Raw genomic sequence first — 3149 nt, 5'->3', positions numbered from 1 at the left:
GTGGCGCCGATCAGGAAGCCGCGCGCCCGCTGGTCGGCCGCCGCCCAGATCAGGTCGCCGACCCGCTGGAAGCCGAACATCGAGTAGTAGATGTAGAACGGCAGCATCGACAGGCCGTGGACGCTGTAGGCGGTGGCCGCCGCGGTCCAGGACGAGATCGCCCCGGCCTCGGTGATGCCTTCCTCCAAGAGCTGCCCGTCGCGCGCCTCGCGGTAATAGAGCATCGAGCCGGCATCCTCCGGCTCGTAGAGCTGCCCCTCCGGCGCGTAGATCCCGACCTGCCGGAACAGGTTGGCCATGCCGAAGGTGCGCGCCTCGTCGGCGACGATCGGGACGACGCGCGGCCCGAGATCCTTGTGCTTCAGCAGGTTGCCGAACAGCCGGACCACCGCCGTGGTGGTCGACATCTCCTTGCCGGCCGCCTCCAGGGCGAAGCCCGCATAGGTCGAGAGCGGCGGCACCGTCACGGTCGGCGCGGTCCGGCGGCGGGCCGGCAGGACGCCGCCCAGCATCTCGCGGCGCTCGCGCAGGTAGCGCATCTCGGCGCCGTCCTCGGCCGGCTTGTAGAAGGACAGGCCTTCCACCTGCGCGTCGGAGAGCGGCAGGGCGAAGCGGTCGCGGAAGGCGCGCAGCGCATCGACGTCGAGCTTCTTCGCCTGGTGGGCGGTCATGCGCGACTCGCCCGCGCCGCCCATGCCGTAGCCCTTCTTGGTCTTGGCCAGGATCACGGTCGGACGGCCCTTGGTGGCCTTGGCGGCGGCGAAGGCCGCGTAGAGCTTGCGGAAATCGTGGCCGCCGCGCTTCAGCTTGTCCACGTCGGCATCCGACATGTGCGCGACGAGTTCGCGGACCTCCTCGTCCTCCCCGAAGAAGTGGGCGAGGTTGTAGGCGCCGTCCTTGGCGCCGAGCGTCTGGTACTTGCCGTCCACGGTGTCGGCGAAGCGGCGGAGCAGGGCGTGGTTGGTGTCGCGGGCGAAGATCCCGTCCCACTCGGAGCCCCACAGCACCTTGATGACGTTCCAGCCCGCGCCCCGGAACAGGCTCTCCAGTTCCTGGATGATCTGGCCGTTGCCGCGCACAGGTCCGTCCAGCCGCTGCAGGTTGCAGTTGATGACGAAGGTGAGGTTGTCGAGCTTCTCCCGGGCGGCGAGCGCCAGGCCGCCGATCGATTCCGGCTCGTCCATCTCGCCGTCGCCGAACACGCCCCAGACGTGTCGGGCGGAGGTGTCGGCCAGCCCCCGGTGGCCGAGATAGCGCATGAACCGCGCCTGGTAGACGGCGTGGATCGGGCCGATGCCCATCGAGCCGGTCGGGACCTGCCAGAAATCCGGCATCAGCCACGGATGCGGATAGGAGCACAGGCCGTCGCCGGCGATCTCCTGGCGGTAATGCTTCAGCTGCTCCTCGGAGAGCCGCCCTTCCAGGAAGGCGCGGGCGTAGACGCCCGGCGCCGAGTGCGGCTGGAAATAGACGAGGTCGCCGTCCGCCCCGCCCTTGAAGAAGTGGTTGAACCCGACCTCGAACAGCTCCGCCGCCGAGGCGTAGCTCGCCACGTGCCCGCCGAGCTCGCCGTAGGCCATGTTGGCGCGCACCACCATGGCGAGCGCGTTCCAGCGCATGATCGAGGTGAGCCGCTCCTCCATGTCGAGGTCGCCCGGGTAGCGCGGCTGCTTCTCGAGCGCGATGGTGTTGCGGTACGGCGAGTAGGGCAGCGCCTCGTCGAGGATGCCGATCTCCTTCGAGCGCCGCTCCAGCCGGTCGAGGATGAACCGCGCCCGGGCCGCGCCCTCGGTGCGGAACAGCGATTCGAGGGCGGCCAGCCAATCCTGGGTCTCGGCCGGATCGTGATCGACCTCGGCGGACCGCGCGATCGTCGTCCTCGGCGGTATGGCGTTCATCGGTGCGGCTCCCGGTTTTGACCGGAGCATACGGGCTTCGCGGCGGCGGGATGTGCCGGATTTTTGTTATCGAGGGCCGATGATTGGCATATTGTGCCGGATCGGCGGGTCGAGGCGGTCGATCGTACCGATCGTCATGCCCACGGCAAACCGGAGAGCGAAAAAATGGTCTCCCGACCGGCCCATCTCGACGCCGCCTCCTTGCGCATCCTCGAACATCTGCAGCAGGACAGCGAGATCAGCATCGCCGACCTCGCCGAGCAGGTCGGGCTCTCCACCTCGCCGTGCTGGCGCCGGGTCAACGACCTGAAGGAGGCCGGGATCATCCGGGGCTGCGTCGCGGTGGTCGATCCGATGAGCCTCGGCCTCGCCGTGAACGTCTTCGTCCACGTCTCCCTGGAAAAGCAGACCCAGGCGGCTCTCCAGGCCTTCGACGAGGCGGTCCGCAGCCGCCCGGAGGTGATGGAATGCTACCTGATGAGCGGCGAGGCCGACTACATGCTGCGGGTGGTGGTGGAGGATCTCGGCCAGTACCAGCGCCTGGTGCTGGACCACCTCACCCGCATTCCGGGCGTGGCCAACATCCGCTCCAGCTTCGCGCTCGGTCAGGTGAAGTACACGACGGCCTTGCCGCTCGGGCACCTGACCCGGTGAGCCGGTCGTTCTCTGGATAAGGTATTTTCGTATCGCCCAGCGGAGCCGGCCTGAACCGGCAGCATCACGCTGAAGAAAGAATGGTGGAGCCTAACGGGATCGAACCGATGACCTCTTCCATGCCATGGAAGCGCTCTCCCAGCTGAGCTAAGGCCCCACTTGTCCGCCGCGGTTTGGGTCCCGCAGGGTCTCGACGACCGGCTGGCGTCCGGCGAGGCCGGTTCTATAGGCGGCTCTTTCCGCGGACTCAACCCCCTTTTTCGGGATTCTTCGTCGAAACGCCGACCCGCTCGGACCCTCCGCGGACTCTTCGTCAACTCTTCGAAGTCTGGGTGCCGGAACGGGTCAGATTTCTTCGTCAATCTCGCGATCGCGGCCGACGATCGGAAGACGGGCCCGATGGTCGCTGTCCCAGACCGTTGTCGATCGACCCGCCACCGGCCGGATCCGAAGCGCCGCCGACCGGGCCCGCCGGATGACGCGGGCCGGTGCGCGTGTTAACCGCGCCGCCAGTTCACGGTCCGATTGCAGCTCCGCGGCGCCCCCGCGCGACGCGGAGCTGCAATCGGACCGTGAACTGGCGGCGCGGTTAACACG

The 3149-nt window shown here is 68.1% G+C and carries 3 protein-coding genes and 1 tRNA gene; 1 reads left to right on the top strand and 3 read right to left on the bottom strand.

The genetic code is table 11. From position 1 onward, the window contains the following. A partial coding sequence (aceE, locus tag FV228_RS24760; protein WP_147856981.1) for a pyruvate dehydrogenase (acetyl-transferring), homodimeric type occupies positions 1-1898 on the bottom strand: 1898 nt, incomplete at its 3' end. Positions 1899-2063: 165 nt separating this feature from the next. Between aceE and FV228_RS24755 the strand changes: the two genes are divergently transcribed. Further along, positions 2064-2552 carry an Lrp/AsnC family transcriptional regulator gene (locus FV228_RS24755; RefSeq protein ID WP_147856980.1) on the top strand — a complete coding sequence of 163 codons (489 nt, stop codon included), beginning with the start codon at positions 2064-2066 and terminating at the stop codon, positions 2550-2552. A gap of 81 nt (positions 2553-2633) precedes the next feature. Here FV228_RS24755 and FV228_RS24750 read toward each other — a convergent pair. Both FV228_RS24750 and FV228_RS33795 read right to left on the bottom strand, forming a co-directional pair. Beyond that, positions 2634-2709, bottom strand: a tRNA-Ala gene (locus tag FV228_RS24750). 188 nt (positions 2710-2897) lie between these two features. Continuing rightward, positions 2898-3149, bottom strand: a 252-nt coding sequence (locus tag FV228_RS33795) for a hypothetical protein (protein ID WP_210247818.1), incomplete at its 5' end; no start/stop codon positions are given.

Source organism: Methylobacterium sp. WL18, assembly GCF_008040015.1.
Lineage (GTDB): Bacteria > Pseudomonadota > Alphaproteobacteria > Rhizobiales > Beijerinckiaceae > Methylobacterium > Methylobacterium mesophilicum.
The sequence above is the reverse complement of the archived record's forward strand: the minus strand, read 5'-3'. Positions and strand labels throughout refer to the sequence as shown.